Here is a 19,408-nt window from a genome sequence, read left to right on the forward strand (position 1 = left end):
TGGAGGTTGGCAATCTGGTGAAGTTGGTTCAAGGTCTAGAAAGCGCTTGCCCATAGGGGTACGGTCCAGCCGCCAGGCCCTGTCGTCTGTCGGAGGATCCTCGAATGAGACGTTTCAACCTCGCCCTGCTGGCGGCGGTCACGCTGGCCGCGGGCCTCGCCGCCCCGGCGCAGGCGCATACCGGACGTGCCCTCGGAATCGCGAACTGCACGGGGAACGCCTGCCACTTCGACGTACCGCCCGGAACGTACGACGTGAAGGTCCTCCTCGGCGGCGACGCCGCGTCGAGCACGGCCATCACCGGCGAGACCCGCCGCTCACTGCTGCCGGAGACCGCCGTCCCGGCCGGCGAGCGGGCCGCCCGCAGCTTCACCGTGAACGTACGCACCCCGGAGGGCGAGCCGACCGGCCCCGACGGCACCCCCGGACTGGACCTCGCGCTCGGCGGCACGGCCCCCGCGCTCGCCGACATCAGGGTCACCCCCGCCCGGCACGTCCGCCAGATCCTCCTCGTCGGCGACTCCACGGTCTGCGACCAGCCCGCCGACCCCTACACCGGCTGGGGCCAGCAACTGCCCCAGTACCTGCGCGAGGGCGTCTCCGTGGCCAACTACGCCGACTCCGGCGAGAGCACGGTGACGTATCTGTCCGAGCCGCGTCTGTGGGCCACGGTCCAGCCGCTGATCCGCCCCGGCGACCTCGTCCTGGTCCAGCTCGCCCACAACGACAAGACCACCGACGAGGCGACGTACCGGGCGAACCTGGAGACACTGGTCGCGGGTGTGAGGGAGAAAGGCGGGAACCCTGTCCTCGTGACGCCCATCGTGCGACGCTGGTTCAACTCCGACGGCACGCTGAACAACAACACCGCGCTGCTGGTCAACGGTCTCGGGGTGGACCACCCCGCGGTCATCCGCTCGGTGGCCGCCGAGGAGGACGTCCCGCTGATCGACCTGACGGCGAAGACGAAGTCGCTGGTGGAGTCCCTGGGTGTGGAGGGCTCGAAGGCGATCTACCTCTACAACGAGAAAAAGGACAACACCCACACGTCCATGCACGGCGCCACCGTGTACGCGGGCCTGGTGCGCGACGAACTCGTCGCACGGCATCTGGTGCCGAAGGGCCTGGTGAGGGTGGGCTAGACGCCTGGGGCGTCCCGACCGGAACCGGGGCGCCCCAGGTTTGTACGGCACGACCCGGAGAGAGAACCGATGCACCTGCCCCCGGACGACCGCATCCTCAGTCCGCACACCGGCTACACCCGCGCCCACTGGGAGGCCGCCGCCGACTCCCTGCTCGCCGCGGTCGCGCCGTACGCCACCGAGGACCATGCCCTCTACCACTTCCCCGGCGACCGACAGAGCTGGTCAGGACGTCTCTCCGACGGCCTGGAGGGCTACGCCCGTACGCTCCTGCTGGCGGCCTTCCGCCGGGACGAGACCGCGCTCCAGCGGTACGCCGAGGGCCTCGCCGCCGGAGTCTCCGGCGTCTGGCCCCGCATCGAGGACCGCGGCCAGCCGCTGGTGGAGGCCGCGTCGATCGCACTCGCGCTGCGCCTGACCCGGGAGTTGCTCTGGGACCGTCTCGACGACGCCGTACGGCAGCGGGCGGCGGCCTGGCTCGGCGACGCGCTGACCGCTGAAGCGTGGCCCTGCAACTGGGAGTTGTTCCCCGTCACGGTCGCCGGCTTCCTCTCGTCGGTGGGACACCGACCCGATGCGTCCCGCAAGGCGATCGACCGCGGCCTGGAGCGGATCGAGAAGTGGTACGTCGGCGAGGGCTGGTACACCGACGGCGACGGCCGCAAGTTCGACTACTACAACGGCTGGGCCATGCACCTCTACCCGGTGCTGCACGCCTGGTTGGCGCAGGACGACCGGTTGACGGCCCTGTACGGCGACCGCCTCTCCCGCCATCTCGACGACTACGCCCGTCTGTTCGGAGCCGACGGCGCCCCGATGCACCAGGGCCGCTCACTGACGTACCGCTTCGCGACGACGGCCCCGCTCTGGCTGGGCGCCCTGACGGGCCACACCCCGCTGCCGCCGGGCGAGACCCGACGCCTGGCCTCCGGAGCCCTGAAGTACTTCCTGGACCGGGACGCGGTGGATGCGAACGGCCTCCTCACCCTCGGCTGGCACGGACCCAACCCCACAGTCCTGCAAGGCTATTCGGGACCGGCCTCCCCGTACTGGGCGAGCAAGGGCTTCCTCGGCCTGCTCCTCCCGGCGGACCACGAGGTGTGGACGGCGGTGGAGGAGCCGGGCCCGGCGGAGCGCTCCGACGCCGTCACGCCGATCACGTCCCCCAACTGGCTTCTCCAGTCCACCAGTTCGGACGGCCTGGTCCGCCTCCACAACCACGGCAGCGAGGACGTCCGCTACGACCCGTACTACACCCGCCTCGCCTACTCCACGGTGACGGAGCCCTCGCCGTCGTACGACAACAGCCTGATCGTGGGCGGCGATCCGAGCCGTACGGGGATCGAGCCGTTGGGGGTGGGGGAGGGGTGGGCGGCTTCGCGGCACACGGCGGCCGGAGGTGCGCGGGTGTGCGGTGTCGTACTCGCGCGGGGTGCCGTGGAAGTGCGCGTCTTCCTCGTGTCCGGGGCCGAGCCGGGGACGTCGGTGCGCGTGACCGGGTGGGCCGCGCGGGACGGTGTCCGGGCCGAACTGCTGCCCGCCCTGGGTCTGGACGGTGAGCTGGGCGGGGTGACGGCGGACGGCGACACGCTGTTCGTCGCGCTGGCCCGGCTGACCGGTGCGGCGGACGCCGTGCCGTTGGGGGAGACAGTGACTGTACGGGCCGAAGCGGCAGGGGAGTTGACGGTCCTGTGGAGGGGAGGGCCCGAGGTGCGGGTCCGGCTGGACCGCTCCGGAGTGGACATCGCCGCCGGGGACTGAGCCGCCTCGGGCAGTATGAGGATCATGGGTGGGAGAGACGAACAGGTCGAACTGCTGGGCAGAGCCGGGCTGGAGGTCGTGGGGGACGGGCGGGTCGAGGAGGTGCCGCCGCCCCCGTTCCTGTGGCGTCACGTCATAGGGTGGGAGACCGAGCCGACCGTGGCGGTCGCGGACGACCGGCCGGACCTGATCACGGAACTCAACGCCGAGTGGCACCGGCTGGCGTCGGAGGCGGGAATCCTCGCCGGTGACGGCCTGTTCCTCATCGCCTGCTCCGGCGCCGGGAGCCGACGTTGGACCCGCGTCCGGCTCATCGACGGCTGGGATCTCGCCGGAGTGCTGGGCGAGCGGCCGGGACAGCCGGAGTTCCTCACCCTGTCCCTGGACGGGAACGCCATAGTGGGGGTCACGACTGAGGAGTACGCGGTCTGGCTCGTCGCGGTCGACCGGATCGGGGAGCGGCGGGAGGAGGCCGCGCGGGCGGTCGCCGACGAGACACCGGGGGACCGGAACGCCGCCTGGGCCTCGCTGTTCAAGGGGCCGAAACCCATGCAGAGGCAGCTCGACGCGTGGGCGCGCGGGCTCTCGTACAACCCGGCCGCCCCGGTGGACCTGCGTATCCGGCTCCTGGACCGCTACCCCTCCGTCCTCTACGGCCATCTGCCGACGGAGGTCGTGGACGCGGCCCTGGCCCACCCCGATTGGCAGTTGAGGGGGCGGGCGGCCGAGACCTCGCCGGACCTCACCCCCGCGCAGTGGGGCCGTGTGATCCTGGGCGAACGCAACGAGCGGCACCGGTGGATCCTCACCATGCTGGCCGCGGACCGCCGGGCCGAGATCGACGAGGACACCTCCCGCAGGCTCGCCGTGGATCCGTCACCGCGCGTACGCGCCGAGACCGCCCGCCTCAAGAACCTGCCCGCCGCCCTTTCGACCGCGCTGGTGGCCGACCCCGACGGCGGTGTGCGGGCCGAGGCCTGTGGGGCGGCCTGGCCGCATCTCGACGCCGCGGCGCGGGAAGCGCTCCTGGCCGATTCCCACGGCACGGTACGCGCGAGGGCTCTGCTGCTGCACCACCGGGAGCAGCCCATGCCGCGGTCGGTGTTCGATGCCCTGGACGTGCGGCGCGAGGCGCTGGAGACCTGCCTTCTGGAGCGCGGCCTCGCCGAACACCTGGTCCGCCACGGGGAGCGCGACGAACGCCGTCGCCTCGCCCGCAACCCGTGCCTCGCCTCGGATCTGGTCGCTCTCCTCGCCGACGATCCCGACGCCGACGTCCGCTTCCAGGTGTCGACACGGGCCGACCTCACCGAGGAGCAACGGGCGGGCGTCCGCATCGACTTCGACCCGCGCGTTCACCACCACCCGCTCGACTGGGTCGTGGCACTCCACCACGACGAGGCCGCCATGCGCCGCCTCGCCTGTTCCGTCCACCCCCTCGTCCGCAGAAGCGTCGCGCACGCCCGGCGGCTGCCGTCGGACGTCGTCGCCCTGCTCGCCCACGACGAGGACCGCGTCGTTCAGCTCTTTCTCGCCGAGCGCTGTGACGACGCGCTCGCCGACATGCTGATGCGGGTGTGGCGGTGGTGGGACGGCAGCCTCAGCACCCCCGACCGCCCGCGCGGCCACCCCAACTTCCCCCGCCACGACCTCGTGCGGTACGCCGACGACCTCGACCCCCGTATGCGCAGACTGGCCCTCGACGACCCGGAGTCCACGCCCGAGCTGGTGGAACGGCTCAGCCGGGACCCGAGCGAGGAGGTACGGCACCGGGCCGTCAGCGACCCGCGGCTGTCGCCGTCGGCCGCGGTACGTCTGCTGGAGGACCCGCACGAGCACATCCGCGGCGCGGCCGCCCGCCATCCAAGTCTGCCGGCCCGGCTCCTGACACAGGCGTTGCGGGGCAACGACACCGCGGAGGCTGCTGCCCGGAACCCGGCACTGCCCGTCGAGGTCATGCGGCAGATGGTCGAGCGGCTCGGCCCCTCCACCACGGCAGCCGACTGACCCCGACGGAGTACCGCTCCGATCAGGGCTTGAGGCGGGCGATCCGCAGAGTCGTCGAGGTCGGGGACGCCCCCGTCAGCGGACTCGCGTACGACGGTGTCACCGGAGCGTACGCCCAGGTCAGCGTGCCGTCCTTCTGAACCGCGATGTCACCGGTGATCCGCGCCGACACCACCTTGTCCGCGCTCTGGACCTTGCCGTTCCAGTCGATGAGACGGAAGTGGGTGCCGGTGAATGTGCCGGTGCAGGTGCCGCTCGCGCACTGGGCGTTCTTCAGGGACTCCCAGGACACGAGGAGACGGTCCTTGCCGTACGGCGCCACGTGCACGTTGACGTTCTCGACGGTCTTGGCGCTGGTGAGGTAAACCGCCTTGCCGGGGCCGGAGTTGCGGTTCTTGAGGAAGGCCACCGCGACCTGGTGGGTGCTGGTCTTCGGCGTGACCGTCCAGCCGCGGCCGCTGGAGTCGTCCGGGTTCTTCTTCGCGGACCCGGCACCGCGCGAGGCGAAGGCGGTCACATAACGGCCGGTGGCGGACTTCACCAGCTCACCGGTGCGGGAGGCGAAGGTGCCGCCGCAGTACCCCGCCCAGCACTGCTCACGCTGCACCACCGGGGCCACGTCCGGGGCGCCGATGCCCGTCGACACGAACAGGCCCGAGCGCCAGTCGTCGAAGCACAGCGAGGTGAAGTTGCCGGTGGTCTCGGCGTGCAGCGCGATGCCCTCGTTGTGACTGCACCCCCAGCCCCAACCCCCGCTGAGCTTGGCGCCCTTGGCGCTCACGTAGGTCAACTTGTCGCCGAAGTGGCCGTCGGCGAAGCCGCCCGCGCCGTGCACGACGAAGTAGGCGCCGTACTTCGAGCCGTTCCAGGTGAGTTGGCCGTCGAGGGTGGGGGAGGTGTCCTGCGATGCGGTGCCGGTGAGCTTCGTCCGGAACGTCTGCTTGCCGTTCGTGTACCGGACGATCGCGGCCGCCGTCTCCTTCCACTTGTTGGTGTCGGCGACCCGGGTGAGCAGCGCGAAGCCGTCGTTGTGCGCGACCAGCCCGCCGACCTCCTTCGCGCCCTTGACGACCGTGTCCGCGCCCGAGCGCTTCCCGGCGGACGTCAGCGGGGTGACGTGGACGCCGTCCGAGGCGGGCCAGGCGACGCGCAAGGTGCCGTTCGGCGCCACCGCGGTCGTCGTCCGGGTCCACTCGCGGGTGTTGTTGTAACCGGCTGACAGGTAGGGGAACTTGGCGGCCAGGGTCACGGCCGTGGTGGTGGGGACGAGGGTGGGAGCGGTGGCCGCGTCGGCCGTCGCGTACCAGGCACCGACCAGCGCGGCCGTCGCGGCGAGACCGGCGATGACGGGCTTACGGGCGGCGCGGACCCGGCGGTGGCCGGCGCGAGGGGCGTCCCCGGAGGAGTCGCCGGCGGTGTCACGGAGGGTGCCAGGGCGGCTGTCGCGCGGGGTGTCGCCGTCGCGCGGTGTGCGTCTTGCGGAAGTCATACCCCCAGGTCGCCGCAGGGTCCGGGAAGGTTGCCGTCGGCCTAGACGTGATCAACCCGGTCCCCGACTATCCCCGCATGACCTCCACCATCCGCCACACGACCTTCGACTCCGTCGCCGCCTACGTGCTCGCCGACTTCTGGTCCAAGGCCCTCGGCTCCTCGACGACCAGCGCACGGGCGACGGCATGGGCGACCTGTCACGACCGCACGTCGGCCCCGAGCAGTGTCCGCGTGAGCCGTTCGGCGAAGCCCGACGCGTCCTGGAGGATGCCGAGGTGGCCGCCGGGGAACTCGACGAAGTCGGCCTGCCGGTCCTTGGCCAGGAACTCGGCGGTCCGGTAGAGGAGTTGGCCACGGGAGTCGTTTCCGGCGGCGAGGGTGAGGCGAGCTCGCGAGGGGCCCGCCTCCGGGACGTACGACGTGAAGGGGCCGATGACATGCGCGAGGGAGAGCGCCATCGGACTGACCAACTCCTCCTCACGGGACAGTGGTTGACCCTCCGGAAGCTCTCCCGCCTCCCGCTCCTCCAGTACGGCGGTCATCAGCGCGCCCGCCGCAGCGAGCCCCTTGGCCCGGTAGACCTCGCAGACCTCACGGAACGCGGCCTGATGCCGTGCCCCGTCCGGCAACACCCCCACACACGGCGGCTCGTGCGCGACGACGTGCCGCAGCCGCTCCGCATGCCGGGCGAACAGATCGAGCGCGGCAATGGCACCGGCGCTGGTACCGAAAACGTACGCCGACTCGCCCTCCGGAAGCGTCGCGTCCAGCACGCGCCGAGCGCCGTCGCTCCAGTCCTGGACCCGCTGGTCCGTGACGGGTTCGCCGAGGCGGCCGTGGGCGAGGCCGAGGGGGTCGTAGGTCACGACGGTGAAGTGCGCGGAGAGTGCGTCCGTCATCGGGCCGAGGCCCATGGGGTGGCCCGCGCCGCCGGGGACGATCAGCAGGACGGGGCCGTGGCCGGTGATGTCGTAGTGCGGGTCAGTCATGGGTGTTCTCCTCCTGGGGCCAGTTGGTGAGAGCCACGTGCAGGGCGTCGACCGCCCGGTCCCAGGACTTCTGTACGTCCCGGGGCGCCCCGAATCCGCCGCCGGACTCCAGGGCGCAGTAGCCGTGGAAGGTGGCGCGCAGCAGGCGTACCGCGTCGGTGAGGTCGGGTTCGGTGAGGCCGTATGCGCGGAGCATGCCGTAGGTGATCTCGGCGGTGCGGTGGAAGGCGGGGGTGTCGCGGATCAGGGCCTGGTCGATGCGGATCTGCGTGGCCGCGTACCGGCCGGGGTGCGCGAGGGCGTACGCCCGGTAGGCACCCGCGAACGCCGCCAGCGCGTCCTTCCCCGCACGTCCCGCCACGGCCACCGCGATCCGGTCGATCATCTCGCCGCCGGCGAGCAGGGCGACCCTGGTGCGCAGGTCTTGGAGGCTCCTGACGTGCGAGTAGAGGCTCGCGTCCTTCACGCCGAAGTGCTTGGCGAGGGCGGCCAGGGTGACGTTCTCGAAGCCGATCTCGTCGGCCAGGTCGGCTGCGGCTGCGGTGAGACGGTCGGGGGTGAGGCCTGCTCGGGGGCTCATGGGAAGAGGTTACCTAGGGCCCCTAGGTTGCTGGCTAGTGATTTTCGGAGAGCCGGGTCTGGTTGTCGCGCGGACAGTAGATTCACGCCATGAGCGACGACGAGGAGTACCTGGACAAGAGCCCGGCCGCCGCGCGGATGGGGAAGGCCGCCGAATACCTGGTCGCGGCTTCCTGCATCCTCGCCACGGGAGGGGAGTTGAACGTCTCCACCTCGCTCGTGGACGACGAAGGAGTGGACCTCGTCTTCCACCGGCGTGGGAGTTCCGCGACCCTGGCCGTGCAGGTGAAGGCCAGGATGTCGACCGGAGTCCAGGTGCAACAGGGCAGGCTGATGGCCTTCGTTCGGTCGCAGACGTTCCAGCCGCGGTCCGACCTCGACATGCTGTTCGTCGCCGTGGACGTGGAGCGAGGGGCGGTCATGACGGCATGGCTGGTACCGAGCCGCGCGTTCGCAGAGATGGTGGGCGAGCCGAACAGCAAGGGGCGCTTCCGGTTCTCCGCATCCATGAAGCGGGACTCCATGGATCGCTGGACCCCTTTCCGGCTGACGGCAGCCGAACTGCCCAGGCGCGTCCTCACTCGACTCGCCGAGCTGGAGAAGGGGCCGGCGCCGACGTCAGCTCCGTGAGGCGAACTCCAATGAAGGGCCGACGTCAAGACGGCTTGCCGAGGCTGCTGGGAGTGGTGGAGGTGCGGCGAGGCGTCGGGGCCGCAGTAGTGAAATGTGACCTGCGACACACCTGAAAATCGAGCGACCATCGTCACGTTCGCGCAAATTTCGATCGAAGTTGGCCTCTCTTGGGGGATGCCCAGCTCGGGCAGGGGTGGCGTGCGAGAGGCTCGGGGTGGCGCGCCCTGGCGATAAGCGACTGCGAATTAACCTATGGCCAATAGTTAGCGGAAAGATACGCTCCGTTAGAAAGAAGTGCTCGTAGGGCTGCACATTCTCGGGGTGGCGTCCGCTTGTCTGTTCTCCGGAGCAACGACGCTCCGGGTTCCGTACCCGCAACGGGCGGGGGACGAAGCGGTTACGGCGCCGACCGAACGAGAACGGAAACAGTCACTGTGAGCTACGACGTAGTCAGCCTCGTGCTGGCCACCTCCGCCGCGGCGCGTTCGTTCGCGCCCGACGTGTGGTTCTTAGTGCGGCGCCTTCTGGGCGCCGGAGTCCGCATCGGGGCGAGTGCCCTGAGCGAACCGCACCCTCAGCACCCCTCGACATCCGCCGCCCAGGCCCCCTGGAACGAAGGAGGCCGCCGATGACCAGCCGGCAACCCGACCACGCGAGACCCGCGACGCACCGTCCGGAGTCCGTGATGCCCCCCGAGTTCTGGGAGTTCCAGGCCCGCTACGACCGGGCGTGCTTCGAGTACAGCCGAATTCATCTCGATGACGATCCAGTCGCCGCCCGTCGACTGGTCGACCGCACCTTCCTGTACCTCGCCACCATCTGGCCGCGCTTGCAGAGGATGGACAACCCCGGCGGCCACGCCTGGGCGCTGTTCAAGGAGCGTGTCCACGGCGAACTCGCCGACCGGGGCCGCAGCCCGGACGCGACCGAGACCCTGGCCTTCAAGCGCGCCATCAAGGCGGCGAGCCAGCCCCTGCTCGACGCCTTCCGTAGGGAGTTCCACGCCGAGCACGCGGAGGAGATCACCGAACTGGAGGAAGGACTCGGGCTGTTCAGGCGCATGACGCGGCTGAGTGAGCGACAGTTCGACGTCATGGTCCTGCGTGACGTGCTGGAGTTCGACACCCGCAATACGGCCCTGATCATGGGCATCAGTGAGGCCACCGTCCGCTCCACCCGACGCACCGCGATCCTCCGGCTCGCGTCCGCCATGGGGTACCGGGTCGAGAGCGCGCCCGAAGACGACAAGGAGTGACTCACCGGTGAGCCGCACCCCGCGCAGCATCGAGGAGGCCCTGCGCCGATCCCGGGTCTTCCAGGGCGAGTACACCCACGCCGACCTGGAGGCCGCACGGCAGCGTCTCGCACACGAGCTGCACGAGCTGCGCTGGGTGCGGTTCATCGACACAGCGGAACACGGCGGCCGTCGAGCTCCCTCGCCCCCTGCCGCACTGCACGAACGGGCCGCGCACGATCTGCGCGTGCTGTGCCGGGGCGCGGTGCGTCACGAGGGCGCCGCCCGCCGTATCACCGCCTTCGACGACGACCGCGACCCCGACGGTGCCCTCACCTTCGCCTGCCTTCTCCATCTGGCGGACCAGGAGGAGGGCGCCCAGTTCTGGTGGCAGTACACCGCGGGCTCCGGGAGTGTCACCGCGGCACTGTGCCTTTACCTGCTCCATCTGTGTCACGGCGAACTGCGCGACGCCCAGCACTGGGCCGACCAGATCCACCGGCTCAAGAGCATCGGCTGGAACGACTACACACCGGTCGCACACCACGCCGACACCGCCACCGGCCAGGCAGGTGTCCGCTACGTTCTGCCCGAGCGGTCCCCCGTCGTCTCGGATCGCGCTGTCAGGCATGTGGCCGACGAGTTGGAGGTTCCGCACATCGGACGCCTCGGCCCCGTCCCGCAGCCCATCCCGGAACTCGCCGACCACTGGGAGGACTTGGTCGCGACCTGAATATCCGGTGCGAGCCGTCGCCCGTCGACCGTAGGGTGACCGACGGACATCCGAGGGAGGGGCGTGACGTACGAGACGCAGCGCGACGGAGGTGCGGACAGCCGTGCGCTTCCGGCGTCGCGGCCCCTGTGGCGGCAACGGGACTTCGCCGTCTTCTGGGCCGCCCAGACCCTCTCCGTCCTCGGTGACTCGTTCGCCTTGATCGCCCTGCCGTTGCTGGTCCTTGAGGCGACCGGATCGATCGCCAGGATGGGGCTGCTGACTGCGGTGGGCGGGGCGGCCTCGGTCGCCGCGGCGGTGTTCGCGGGGGTGGTCGTGGACCGGGTCGACCGGCGTCGGCTGCTCATCGGCTGCGACCTCGTGCGCATGGTGCTGTACGGGGTGATCCCGGCGGTGTGGCTCTTCGGGCCGCAGGTCTGGCTGCTGTACGCGGTCCTGCCGGTGTGCGAGGCCGTCGGCATGCTGTTCGCCGTCGGGTACGTCACTGTCGTACGGAGTCTCGTCGGTACCGGTCAACTCACCGAGGCCAACGGGAGGTTGAACGCGACAGCGGCAGCGGCCGGGGTCCTGGGGCCGGTGTGCGCGGGTGTGGTCGCGGCCTGGACCGGCCCCGCGACCGCGGTCGGAGTGGACGCGGCCAGCTTCGGGGTGTCGGCGCTGTGCACGCTCTTCGTGCGCTTCCGCTCCCGCCCCGCCGAGACCGCCGAACGCACCGGCCTGTGGCGGGACTTGCGCACCGGAGTGGCCTTCCTGCGCCGCCACCCGGTGCTCCGCTCACTCACCGTCCTTCTGTTCGTGTTCAGCTTCCTCACTCTCGGCCTGAACGACCTGGTCATCTACCACCTCAAGCACGACCTCGGCCACGACGACGGCACGGTCGGCACCGTCATGGCGATCGGCGCGCTCGGCACCATCACCGGTGCGCTGCTGGTGGCCCGGGTGCGCCGGGGCCTGGGCTTCGGTGCGGTCTGGACCGGCTCGGTCGCCCTGTGCGGCCTCGCCTTCGCCGGAATCGCCTGGGCCAGGGACGTCCCGGCCGTCGCGGCGTTGTGCGCGCTCTTCCTCGCGGGCGGCGGCATGGCGGGCACCTGCTCCATGTCCCTACGCCAGGAGGTCACCCCCGAACCCCTCCTCGGCCGCGTCACCTCAGCCTTCTGGACCCTCCACTACGCCGCGGCCCCGATCGGCGCTGCCGTCCTCACCTGGGCGGCGGAAGAGCAGGGCACCGCACCGGTGGGTCTGGCCGCGGGCGCCTGCTGCGTACTCGTCGCGGTCGCCGCCCTGCTCACTCCGATTCGACGCGCTTGACAGCACGGGTACACACGACTCACCCGTTCACCCCCGCATAATGCCGAAGACTCCACCGCCACAGCACCCGCGACCCCAGATAGGCCACCACCCCCAGCAGCGGCGACACCGCCGCCAGCCAGTACGGGACGCCCGTGTCGTGGCCGTGGCCCGTCAGTACCGCTGCCGGGAAGTAGGCGACGAAGGCGAGGGGGAGGCCGTAGGTGAGGAGGGCGCCTACTGCCGTCGGGAGGACGTTCAGGGGGTAGCTGCCGAAGGTGCCGAGGAGTTCCTCCAGCCAGCGGCTCCAGTAGTCGGCGGCCGGGAAGCGCAGGGCCGCGCAGGTGATCGCGGTGAAGAGGGCCGCCTCCAGGAACATGCCGCCGATGATCGCCGCGATCAGGTAGGAGATCCGGCCCGGTGTCCAGTCCAGATGGCTGCGGCTCAGTGCGCCGACCATCAGGCCGACCGCGACCGTCAGGTCGCCGATCGCGTTGGTGGGGAAGAACGCCAGCTGGAGTTGGCGGTACACCGGCATCGGGCGGGTCAGGTAGATGTCGATCCTGCCCTCCTGGATCTGCCGGCCCGCGCCGTGCACCCGGCCGAGCAGGAGCACGAACAGGCCGTGTGCGAGCATCCTCGTCGCCGGGATCAGCAGGACCTCCGAGCTGTCCCAGCCGCCCATTCCGGTGAACCGGGTCAGCAGTACGGTGGCGAACACGATCACCGACACCTGCCAGATCGCCCCGATCGCGATCATCAGCAGGAACTCGGTGCGGTACTCCAGCTGGGCACGGAAGTTGAGACGCGTGACGCGCCACGCGATCCGGACGGCGTTCATCGGCCTCAGCCTCCCTGGGAGATGACGCGGCGGGCGGCCCGCCGCCACAGGAAACGGGTGAACAGAGTGAGCGCCACGACCCAGAACGCCTGGATCGCCAGCTGCGCACCGGCGTCGGAGAGCGGGATACGGCCGATGTAGATCGACAGCGGCACGCTCAACGTGGCCTGGAACGGCAGGAATCCGCTCAGGGTGATGAACCAGTCCGGGAAGAACCACAGCGGCGCGTACACACCCGACAGCAGGTTCTGCGCGAAGATCAGGATCAGCATCGCCGCGTTGTTGCGCACCGTCCAGAAGCACAACTGGTCCAGGATCAGCATCACGTGGTACAGCACCCACTGGCCCAGGAGGAGGCTCAGCGCGAACACCCCTGCCACCGCAGCCGACTTGGGTGGGTCCACCACCCCGGCCGCCAGACAGACCAGGTATCCGCCGAGCGCCCACGCGAAGCCGTACAGCTGCTCGCCGAGGGCGCGCAGGGCGTGGTAGCGCTGGGGCGGCAGCGGGCGCAGATACCAGTAGACGATCGTGCCGAAGTGCATGTGCTGGAGCACGGTGTCCCGGCCCGCGTACTGGTCCAACTCCCTCAGCCGGGAAGCGAGTACGGCCAGCGCGGCGTAGGTCACCGCCTGGCCCTCGGCGAGGCCCGCGGTGGTGCCGGTGTGGGCGTACAGTCCGTGCCACAGGGAGGCCACCAGGACCACCTGGACGGCCAGCCGGACCAGTACGGCGGTCATCCGTGGCGGTGCGTGCAGTTCGCCGAGCGGGGTGACGCGAGCGGTGCGCCAGGCGTACAGGGTGGCCATGTCAGACCGCCTCGGCGTGCACGTAGGCCGCCCGCATGACGTCTTCCAGGTCGGCCTCGTCGATGGCGACGCCCGTCACCTCGTACCGCTCGATGACCGCCTTCAGCGCCTGGTGCACGGTGGGGGAGTCCGGCCCGTCCGGGCTCTCGGGGCCGAACACGACCTGCGGGCCGTCCTTGCGCAGCACCGCGATCCCCGGCAGGGGCACGACGTCGGTGTGGGCGTCGGCCAGCGTCGCCCGGACCTGCCAGGTCGAGCCGAACTTGCGGCGGATCTCGTCGAGGCCGCCGTCCAGGACGAGCTTCCCGTGGTTGATGAGGACGACCCGCTCGGCGAGCCGCTCGACCTCGGTCATGTCGTGGGTGGTCAGCAGGACGGTACGGCCCCGCTCCTCGACCTGGTGCCGCAGGAACTCCCGCACCTGCTCCTTCACGACCACGTCCATGCCGATGGTCGGCTCGTCGAGGAAGACGACCGGCGGGTCGTGCAGCAGCGCGGCGGCGAGGTCGCAGCGCACCCGCTGGCCGAGGGAGAGATGGCGGACCCGGGTGTCCCAGAACGTGGAGAGCTCCAGGATGTCGTCGAACTCCCCGAGCCGGGCCGCGTGTTCGGCCTTCGGCACCTCGTAGATGTCCCGAAGGATCGAGAACGACTCCCGCACCGGCAGGTCCCACCACAGCTGGGTGCGCTGCCCGAACACCGCGCCGATGTTACGGGCGTTGCGTTCACGTTCCTCGTACGGCACCACGCCCGCGACCCGGGCCTCGCCGGAGGTGGGCGTGAGGATGCCGGTGAGCATCTTGATGGTGGTGGACTTGCCGGCGCCGTTCGGGCCGAGCAGGGCGAGGAGTTCGCCGGGCGCCACGTCGAAGGTGATGTCGGAGACGGCGTGCTTGGCGACCCGCTCCGGGTTGACCAGGGAGCGCAGGGTGCCGGTGAGGCCGGGGCGACGGACGGTGGTGTGGAAGGTACGGGACAGACCGCGTACCTCGATGCTTCCGGTCACGCTGTGAACTCCCTTGTGTTGAACAAGAGTTGCGGCCGGTCGGCTTGGAGGGCCGACCGGCCGCGGGTACACCTTGACCGTGGCAGAATGTCGATCAATCCGGCAATGGATTAATCGACCTGTGAATTGGACTAATCGATCACCGGGAGATCACCGGCCGGGAGATCACCGGGAGATCACCGAGAACACGAACGAGAACTCCGTCGGCTCCGCCCGCAGTTGGTACTGCGGCAGCGGGCCGGGACCGCAGGACTGCGAGCCGACCCCGTGGTGGCCGTGGTCGAGGTTCACCCACACCGTGTCACCGGCCCGGAGATCCGTCAGATGCGCCGCCGCGTCCAGTTGCTCGGTCGTCCAGCGCCGGGCGGTGAAGGAGAACTCCGGGTCGCCCTCGATCCTGAGACCGCCGAGCTCCACCCAGCGGACGTCGGCGCGGGCGCCGTTCTCCTGCGGGCGCAGATACGGCGTCTGCAGCTCGTCCACGGTCGCATGCCAGCGCCCCACCATGGAGGCCTTCCGGGTGTCCGGGTAGGCCTCACCGGGCCCTCCGCCGAACCACCTCACCTGGTCGGCCTCGGGGAGCCCGAGCCGGATGCCCAGCCGGGGCAGCGGCTGCGTCCACTCGCCGTCGGGGCCGACGGACACCGTCAGGCGCAGCCGCGAGCCGTCCGAGGTCCAGCGGTAGACCACACCCAGCCCCACCTCGCGGGCTGCGGGCGCCACCCGGGTCCGTACGACCAACGCCTGCGAGTCGAGCTCCACCCCGTCAACGCGGTGCCGCATCCGGTGCAGGCCGAGGTTCCGCCACAGCTTGCTGTAGCAGGTGCCGCCGTTCCACTCGCCCTCGTCGTTGTCGGTCGTCGCCCGCCACACGTCCAGACGCGGGCTCTCGACGGCGACCCCGCCGATCGTCCGCAGCGCACCGGTACGCACGTCGAAGGACGCCGGGCCGAGGGTGATCAGCTTCTCGCCGCGCACGGGCCGGTCGGTGGGCGCCACGGAGGGCCGTACGCCCGAGGAAGCCGGGAACTGTCCCCACGCGACGACATGGTCCTTGGTCCCCCAGGCCGTGTCGGACGCCAGCAGCGCCCGCACGGTCCACTGCGCCTCCGCGCTCTCGTGGGTGGGCGGCTCCGGCAGCTTCAGGTCCGCCGACTCACCGGGTGCCAGGGCCGGTACCGACAGCGTGCCCGCCTCGACCGTCTGGCCGTCCACCTGGTACGACCACTCGAAGGCGAGAGTGGACAGGTCCGCGAAGTCGTACTTGTTGGTGACGCGTACGGTGCCGTCGGCGCCTTCGATGCGGACCGGCTCGATGACCTTCTTGTACTCGACGAGCCCGGGGGAGGGCGTGCGGTCCGGGAAGATCAGGCCGTCGCAGACGAAGTTGCCGTCGTGCAGCTCCTCGCCGAAGTCACCACCGTAGGCGTAGCCCAGCTCGGGGTGCTTGACGCCGTGGTCGATCCACTCCCAGATGAAGCCGCCCTGGAGACGGTCGTACTTCTCGAAGATCTCCTGGTAGTCGGCGATGCCGCCGGGACCGTTGCCCATGGCGTGGCCGTACTCGCACTGGATGAACGGCAGCTCACGGCGCTTGTGCGGGCCGCCGTCCAGGCCCTTGCCGATCTGCTCGACCTCGTCGTGGAAGGCGTACATCCGCGAGTAGACGTCGGTGTCGCGGCAGTTCCAGTCGCCCTCGTAGTGCACCAGGCGGGAGGAGTCCCGGGCGTGGATCCACTCGGCCATCGCGGTCAGGCCGCGGCCGGTGCCGGCCTCGTTGCCCAGCGACCAGAAGACGATCGAGGGGTGGTTCTTGTCCCGCTCGACCATACGGGCCGCGCGGTCCAGCAGGGCCGGGGTCCAGCGGTCGTCGTCGACGGGGTTGTCCCGCCAGTCCTGCTCGGTGAAGCCGTGGGTCTCCAGGTCGCACTCGTCGATGACCCACAGGCCGTACTCGTCGCACAGGTCCAGGAAGGCCGGGTGCGGCGGGTAGTGCGAGGTGCGCACGGCGTTGAGGTTGTGCCGCTTCATCAGCAGCACGTCCTGGCGCATGGTCTCCAGGTCGAGGGTGCGGCCCGTCTCCGGGTGCCACTCGTGCCGGTTGACGCCCTTGAACAGGACCGCCCTGCCATTGACCTTGATCAGGCCGTCTTCGAGGACGACCGTACGGAAGCCGATGCGCAGCGGGACCCGCTCGCCCTCGGTGACCAGTTCCCCGTCGTAGAGCCGGGGGCTCTCGGCGCTCCACGGGGCCACCAGGGCCGTCGCCGGGTCCCCGGTCGCGACATCGATGTCGAGCGCGGGCACGAGCACCCGCCCGTCGACGTCGGAGTCGACGCGCAGGGTGCCCTCGCCCGTGCGGTGGTCGTAGGAGGCGTGCACGAAGAAGTCCAGGACGCTGTCGGCCGGGCGGTGCAGCAGGGTCACCTCACGGAAGATGCCCGGCAGCCACCACTGGTCCTGGTCCTCCAGATAGGACCCGGCCGACCACTGGTGCACGCGGACGGCCAGGACGTTGCCCTTCGGCTTCAGCAGATGGCCGACGGCGAACTCGTGCGCGAGGCGGGAGCCCTTGAACTCGCCGATGTCCGTGCCGTTCAGCCAGACCCGGGCGCAGGACTCGACACCGTCGAACCGGATGACGGCCCCGCCCTCAGCGGGAGCGGGCCAGTCCTCCGGCAGGTCGAAGACGCGCAGGTGGTCGCCGGTCGGGTTCTCGGTGGGGACGCGCGGCGGGTCCACCGGGAAGGGGTACAGGTGGTTGGTGTAGATCGGCAGCCCGAAGGCGCCGTCGCCCTGGAGGACCCAGTGCCCGGGGACCGTGACCTCGGCCCAGTCAGCTGCGTCGTACCCCTCCTCGGCGAAGGAGTCGTCCTCGGCGTCGGCGGTCGCCGAGAGACGGAAACGCCAGGTGCCGTCGAGGGACAGGGCCTTCGCGTCGGAGGAGGCGTACCAGGCGCGGGGCGGAAGGGCCCCGCTGCCGGGTGACACGTCCTCGACGTAGTCGATGGCTGTGGTCGTGCGGAAAGTCATCGGTCTCCAGGTCCTGAGAGTGGTGTCAGCCCTTGATGCCGGTCTGCGCGATCCCCTGGACCAGCCAGCGCTGGAGGAAGAGGAACACGAACACCAGGGGCAGGATGGAAATAGCGGTCGCCATGAAGATCTGGTGGAAGACGACGGTCTGGCCCGTGGTGTACGAGGAGAGCGCGACCTGGACGGTCCACGCGCTCGGGTCCTGACCGATGACCAGAGGCCACAGGAAGGAGTTCCAGCCGTTGATGAAGGTGATGGTGGCGATCGCGGCGAAGAAGTTCAGCGAGTTGGGTACCACGACACGCCAGTAGGCGCCCCAGTAGCCCAGCCCGTCCACCCGCGCCGCCTCCTCCAGTTCCTTCGGGAATCCCAGGAAGTACTGCCGGAAAAGGAAGCAGGTGAAACCACTGAACAGGCCTGGGACGATCAGGCCACGATACGTGTCCACCCAGCCGAGCGACGACACCAGCACGAAGCTGGGTACGAAGGTCACGGCGGTCGGGACCATCAGGGTGCCCAGGACGACGTAGAAGATCTTGTTGGCGTGCCTGTACGGGATGCGGGCCAGTCCGTAGCCGGCGAGGGAGCACACCAGCAGGACGCCGACGGTGTGCAGGACGGCGACGACGGTGGAGTTCCACAGCGACTGGGCGAAGGGCACCGAGGAGTCGCCGAACAGGTCGCCGATGTTGCCCCACTGGAGATGGGTGGGGAAGAACTTCCAGTTCTCCCCGGTGATCTCCGCATCGGTGGACAGGGCGTTGCGGACGATCAGGTAGAAGGGGACCAGGAAGAGGAAGGCGGCGACACCGGTGGCGATGTAGAGGCCGGTGTTGCTCATCACTCCTCGGCCGCGGCGGCTCTTGGTCTTGCGTATCTCGGGCGTGGTCGTGGTCACTTGGACTCGTCCCCCCTTCCGAAGCCCATGATCTTGCCCTGGAACAGGGTCACGATGATGATCAGCACGGTCAGGATGACCGCGCCGGCGCTGCCCGCGCCGTAGTCCTGGCTCTCGCCCAGGGCCTTGTAGTACAGCTCGACGAGGGGCGGACGGCCCCATGTGGTCTTCGACAGAAGGTTGAAGAACTCGTCGAAGGCCTGGTAGGCGGCGACCAGCAGGAGCAGGACCACCGCGGTGGAGGTGGCCCGCAGTTGGGGCAGCGTGATGTACCGGAAGGTCTGCCAGCCCGGCTTGGCCCCGTCGATCGAGGCGGCCTCGTACAGCTCGCCCGGGATGTTCTGCAACGCGGCCAGGAACAGGATCATGTAGAAACCGGACTGCAGCCAGAGCCGTGCGGTGACGATGACGAACCAGTACCAGGGCGGGCTGGGGTCGGCCAGCCAGGCGATGTTCTCGACCCCGAACCAGCCGAGGACCGTGTTCATCAGGCCGAAGCGGACCCCGCTGAAGATGGACATCTTCCAGATCAGCGAGGCGGCCACATAACTGCACGCGGTCGGCAGGAAGAACACCGACCGGAAGAACGCCCGCATGAAGCGCAGCCGGTTCACCAGCAGGGCCAGGCTGAGCGAGAGTGCCCAGGTGGTGGGCACGATGAACGCGGCGAAGAGGGTGAAGGTGCCGAGCGAGCCGACGAAGTCGTCGTTCGTCAGCATGTACGTGTAGTTGTCGAAGCCGATGAACTTGTCGGGAGTGACGGTGAAGCGGGCGTCGAAGAAGCTGAGCCAGAGGCTCCAGAGGATCGGCGCGTAGACGAAGATCGCCAGGCCGATGAGGAACGGCCCGGTGAAGAGCCAGAAGTTGAAGGTGGGGCTGCCCCGCAGAGCCCGCCGCGGCTTGGCCGGGGAGGCCTTCGCCGGGGCGGGGCCCGCGAGGTCGAGCTTCGTGGTCGTCGACATGTC

At 70.0% G+C, this 19,408-nt stretch carries 16 protein-coding genes; 7 read left to right on the forward strand and 9 right to left on the reverse strand.

The window, feature by feature from the left end:
• Window positions 1-104: 104 nt before the first annotated feature.
• From ACI2L1_RS18720 to ACI2L1_RS18730, 3 genes are all read left to right on the forward strand, one after another.
• Window positions 105-1,142, forward strand: a complete 1,038-nt coding sequence (locus tag ACI2L1_RS18720) for a rhamnogalacturonan acetylesterase (RefSeq protein ID WP_404740424.1) — start codon at window positions 105-107, stop codon at window positions 1,140-1,142.
• Window positions 1,143-1,211: 69 nt separating this feature from the next.
• Entirely contained in the window at window positions 1,212-2,903 is a 1,692-nt protein-coding gene (locus ACI2L1_RS18725) for a DUF2264 domain-containing protein (protein WP_404740425.1), read from the forward strand.
• Window positions 2,904-2,927: 24 nt separating this feature from the next.
• Complete coding sequence (locus tag ACI2L1_RS18730; RefSeq protein ID WP_404740426.1) at window positions 2,928-4,910, forward strand: PE-PGRS family protein; 1,983 nt, start codon at window positions 2,928-2,930, stop codon at window positions 4,908-4,910.
• Between the two features lie 22 nt (window positions 4,911-4,932).
• Here ACI2L1_RS18730 and ACI2L1_RS18735 read toward each other — a convergent pair whose 3' ends face one another.
• From ACI2L1_RS18735 to ACI2L1_RS18745, 3 genes are all read right to left on the reverse strand, one after another.
• Window positions 4,933-6,399 carry a hypothetical protein gene (locus tag ACI2L1_RS18735; protein WP_404740427.1) on the reverse strand — a complete coding sequence of 489 codons (1,467 nt, stop codon included), beginning with the start codon at window positions 6,397-6,399 and terminating at the stop codon, window positions 4,933-4,935.
• A gap of 199 nt (window positions 6,400-6,598) precedes the next feature.
• Complete coding sequence (locus ACI2L1_RS18740) at window positions 6,599-7,390, reverse strand: alpha/beta fold hydrolase (protein WP_404740428.1); 792 nt, start codon at window positions 7,388-7,390, stop codon at window positions 6,599-6,601.
• Window positions 7,383-7,970: a TetR-like C-terminal domain-containing protein gene (locus ACI2L1_RS18745; protein ID WP_404740429.1), complete on the reverse strand. Its 588-nt coding sequence runs from the start codon at window positions 7,968-7,970 to the stop codon at window positions 7,383-7,385. Before ACI2L1_RS18745 ends, ACI2L1_RS18740 begins: the two co-directional genes overlap by 8 nt.
• Window positions 7,971-8,059: 89 nt before the next feature.
• On the opposite strand from ACI2L1_RS18745, the gene ACI2L1_RS18750 reads away from it, so the two are divergent.
• The 4 genes from ACI2L1_RS18750 (at window position 8,060) to ACI2L1_RS18765 (ending at window position 11,877) form a co-directional block, all read left to right on the forward strand.
• Window positions 8,060-8,599 (forward strand): hypothetical protein, encoded by a 540-nt coding sequence (locus tag ACI2L1_RS18750; protein WP_404740430.1) that lies wholly within the window; start codon window positions 8,060-8,062, stop codon window positions 8,597-8,599.
• A 631-nt stretch (window positions 8,600-9,230) separates the two neighbouring features.
• Window positions 9,231-9,857, forward strand: a complete 627-nt coding sequence (locus tag ACI2L1_RS18755; RefSeq protein WP_404740431.1) for a sigma-70 family RNA polymerase sigma factor — start codon at window positions 9,231-9,233, stop codon at window positions 9,855-9,857.
• 7 nt (window positions 9,858-9,864) lie between these two features.
• Window positions 9,865-10,569 carry a hypothetical protein gene (locus ACI2L1_RS18760; RefSeq protein WP_404740432.1) on the forward strand — a complete coding sequence of 235 codons (705 nt, stop codon included), beginning with the start codon at window positions 9,865-9,867 and terminating at the stop codon, window positions 10,567-10,569.
• 63 nt (window positions 10,570-10,632) lie between these two features.
• Window positions 10,633-11,877: an MFS transporter gene (locus ACI2L1_RS18765; RefSeq protein WP_404740433.1), complete on the forward strand. Its 1,245-nt coding sequence runs from the start codon at window positions 10,633-10,635 to the stop codon at window positions 11,875-11,877.
• A 19-nt stretch (window positions 11,878-11,896) separates the two neighbouring features.
• On the opposite strand, the gene ACI2L1_RS18770 is transcribed toward ACI2L1_RS18765, so the two are convergent.
• The 6 genes from ACI2L1_RS18770 to ACI2L1_RS18795 all read right to left on the reverse strand — a co-directional run bounded on the left by ACI2L1_RS18770 (window position 11,897) and on the right by ACI2L1_RS18795 (window position 19,405).
• The gene (locus ACI2L1_RS18770; RefSeq protein WP_404740434.1) at window positions 11,897-12,697 is read right to left on the reverse strand and encodes an ABC transporter permease; all 801 of its coding nucleotides are present in this window, start codon (window positions 12,695-12,697) and stop codon (window positions 11,897-11,899) included.
• A gap of 5 nt (window positions 12,698-12,702) precedes the next feature.
• A complete protein-coding gene (locus tag ACI2L1_RS18775) occupies window positions 12,703-13,506 on the reverse strand; it encodes an ABC transporter permease (RefSeq protein ID WP_404740435.1) in 804 nt (267 codons plus the stop codon).
• 1 nt (window position 13,507) lies between these two features.
• Window positions 13,508-14,512, reverse strand: a complete 1,005-nt coding sequence (locus ACI2L1_RS18780; RefSeq protein WP_404740436.1) for an ATP-binding cassette domain-containing protein — start codon at window positions 14,510-14,512, stop codon at window positions 13,508-13,510.
• A 165-nt stretch (window positions 14,513-14,677) separates the two neighbouring features.
• Window positions 14,678-17,545, reverse strand: a complete 2,868-nt coding sequence (locus ACI2L1_RS18785) for a glycoside hydrolase family 2 TIM barrel-domain containing protein (protein WP_404740437.1) — start codon at window positions 17,543-17,545, stop codon at window positions 14,678-14,680.
• Between the two features lie 25 nt (window positions 17,546-17,570).
• Window positions 17,571-18,443: a carbohydrate ABC transporter permease gene (locus ACI2L1_RS18790; protein WP_404740438.1), complete on the reverse strand. Its 873-nt coding sequence runs from the start codon at window positions 18,441-18,443 to the stop codon at window positions 17,571-17,573.
• Window positions 18,440-19,405 carry a carbohydrate ABC transporter permease gene (locus ACI2L1_RS18795; RefSeq protein WP_404740439.1) on the reverse strand — a complete coding sequence of 322 codons (966 nt, stop codon included), beginning with the start codon at window positions 19,403-19,405 and terminating at the stop codon, window positions 18,440-18,442. The genes ACI2L1_RS18790 and ACI2L1_RS18795 overlap by 4 nt, the downstream gene beginning before the upstream one ends.
• Window positions 19,406-19,408: the final 3 nt, after the last annotated feature.

The sequence above is a fragment of the Streptomyces sp. NPDC019531 genome (assembly GCF_044903305.1).
Lineage (GTDB): Bacteria > Actinomycetota > Actinomycetes > Streptomycetales > Streptomycetaceae > Streptomyces.